The sequence below is a fragment of the Ruminiclostridium papyrosolvens C7 genome, from assembly GCF_000421965.1.
In the GTDB taxonomy this organism is placed as follows: Bacteria; Bacillota; Clostridia; order Acetivibrionales; family DSM-1351; genus Ruminiclostridium; species Ruminiclostridium papyrosolvens_A.
The window spans coordinates 1-2,760 of the sequence record NZ_ATAY01000001.1; the positions used below are offsets into that span (position 1 = coordinate 1).

A 2,760-nucleotide genomic window follows, 5' to 3' on the forward strand; every position below is an offset into this window, starting at 1 on the left:
CTTGATTACAAAAGGACAAGCGTTCAGACATTTAATGGAGACGCAATTAACTTTAATATTTCAAGTGACATAAAAGATAAAATACACGAACTGGTAAAAGAACAGAATATCACATTGAATATACTGTTTTTCTCTATGTTCGCCTTACTCATAAACAAATATTCTTCGCAAAATGATATAGTAATAGGTTCTTCTGTTGCAGGAAGACCTTATGAAGAGTTGAACGATATTATAGGAATGTTTGTAAATTCAATTACCATCAGAATAAATATTGATAATGAAAGTAAAATTCAGGAGTTTTTAAAGTATTCAAGGGAAATAATAGTTGCGGCATATGACAATCAAAGTTATCCCTTTGACAAGCTGGTAGAAAAGCTGTCATCAAAAATAGACCGTTCAAGAAATCCGTTGTTTGATGCAATGTTGATTTACCATAATGAGTTTGACACAAATACGGAGGATGAACCGGATGATATAAGGTTCTCCAGTTATGAGTTCAGCAGGAAAACATCAACACTGGATTTTAAAATGGATGTCTACCCTCAGAAAGAAGGAGGGTTTAGCTGTGTACTTGAATATAATGTAGACCTGTATAAGAAGGAAACAATGGATACCTTCATAAAGCATTTCATTATGCTTTTGGAGGATACCGTAAATAACCCGGCTCAGGTTTTATCGGAAATTAATGTGTTTACAAATGAAGAAAGGCTGCTGATAGAACAGAAAAGGAAGAACAACGGTTCAGAAGGAGGCAATTCCTTAAAGTTGGCTGTAAGCTCCACATTTACAGCCGAACCCATCTTGGACTATATCGCATGGTGGTGTAAAGAGTTCAGGGAGCCTGTGGAGATTGAATTCGCTCCGTACAATCAGGTATTTCAGGAGCTGTTGAACGAATCCAGCCTGATATCCGGAAATACAGGACTGAATTTGCTGCTTATACGTTTTGAGGACTGGATCAGGGATGATATGTCAGAGGATGGGTCAAAGATTGAAAAGCTTGAAAGAAACTTCGGGGAACTGATACAGCTCCTTGAAAACAAGAAAAAATCAATCCCGTACTTTGTTGGTATATTCCCGGTTTCAACCCATCTTTCCCTTGGTGCTGAACTGGTGAATCACCTTGAAGAAATGAACAGAAGATGGAAGGAAAGCTTAAAAAATATTAAAGATGTTTATACGGTAGACTTTAACTTGGCAGAAGAATTATACGATGTCGGAGAGACTTTTGATAAATCCAAAGATAAAGCCGGTCATATACCATTTACCGATGAATACTTCTCTGTAATGGGGACTATGGTTGCACGAAAAATATGTGCATGGAAAAAACAGACCTTCAAGGTGATAGTACTTGACTGTGACAATACTCTTTGGAGTGGCATATGCGGTGAAGGAACTGAGAGCGAAGTAGATGTAACTGAACCGTACCGTGCACTTCAAAACTTCATGCTGCAGAAACGCAACGAAGGAATGCTTCTTGCCTTATGCAGCAAGAACAATGAAAACGATGTATGGGAAGTCTTTGATAACAACAAACAAATGATATTGAAGAAGGAACATTTTGCGGCATACCGCATTAACTGGAACAACAAGTCTCAGAACATAGCGGAGATGGCAGATGAACTAAATCTGGGAATAGACAGCTTTATATTCATTGATGACAACCCGACAGAGTGTGCCGAAGTAATGACAAACTGTCCTCAGGTATTGACCCTTCAATTGCCTGAGAATCAAAATCAGATAGAAATGTATCTATGGCATGTTTGGGCCTTTGACAAATTAAAGGTAACAGAAGAGGACAGGACAAGAGCCCAAATGTACACTGCTGAAAAGAAAAGGCAGGAGTCACAAAAGAAACTATCCTCACTGGACGATTTCCTTAAAGGGCTTGAAATCAAAATGAGTATGAACATAATGGAGGAACAGGAGACCGACAGGGTATCTCAATTAACACAAAGAACAAATCAATTCAATCTCAGCACAATACGCAGAACCGAAAAAGAAATAAATGAAATAACCCTACTGTCCAATAAAAAATGCCATGTAATAAAAGTATCCGACAGATTTGGTGACTACGGACTTGTGGGTGTGGTAATAACGGAAGAAAAAGGGAATAGCCTGTTTATTGAAACACTGCTGTTAAGCTGCAGGGTACTGGGGAAAGGAATAGAGGATTCAATTCTGGTAGGCCTTGCACAGAGTTGCAGAGGGCAAGGTATTGACATTATGGAAACGGAATATCTGCTTACGGAAAAGAATAAGCCTGTACTGGAATTCTTTGAGAGAACGGGATGGGAAAGAGTAAGTACAACAGAAAATTGTATAAAATTTAAGATTTCCATTGATAAGATACCTACAAGTGCCAAATACGTTGATTGCTACTTCAATTCCTGCTATCCTGACGCCGGAGCGGCAGTAAGAGAAAAGGAAGTGTCAAGGGAGCTGGGCTATGAGCATAATGAGGCTCCGGTAGAAACAGCACCGGCAACAAAGCCGGGTGACTTAAAATGGGAAGTACATATAGTAAACGAGGAGAAGCTATTACACCGGGAATATATATCACCTTTAATGAAGTGCACAGTTAAGGAGCTTCTGGAGATACCCAAATATGAAAGGGTTAGCAGCAACCCGGCGAAAACTGAGTATGTACCTCCAAGAAACGAAGTAGAAGAAGAAATCTGCAAAATATGGCAGACAGTATTGAATGTAGAGACTGTAGGCATAGATGATGTGTTTTTTGATTTGGGCGGAAACTCACTT

At 39.0% G+C, this 2,760-nt stretch carries 1 protein-coding gene; it reads left to right on the forward strand.

The window, feature by feature from the left end:
• Positions 1-2,760: HAD-IIIC family phosphatase (locus L323_RS21365; RefSeq protein ID WP_020813674.1), on the forward strand; the 2,760-nt coding region annotated here is incomplete at both ends.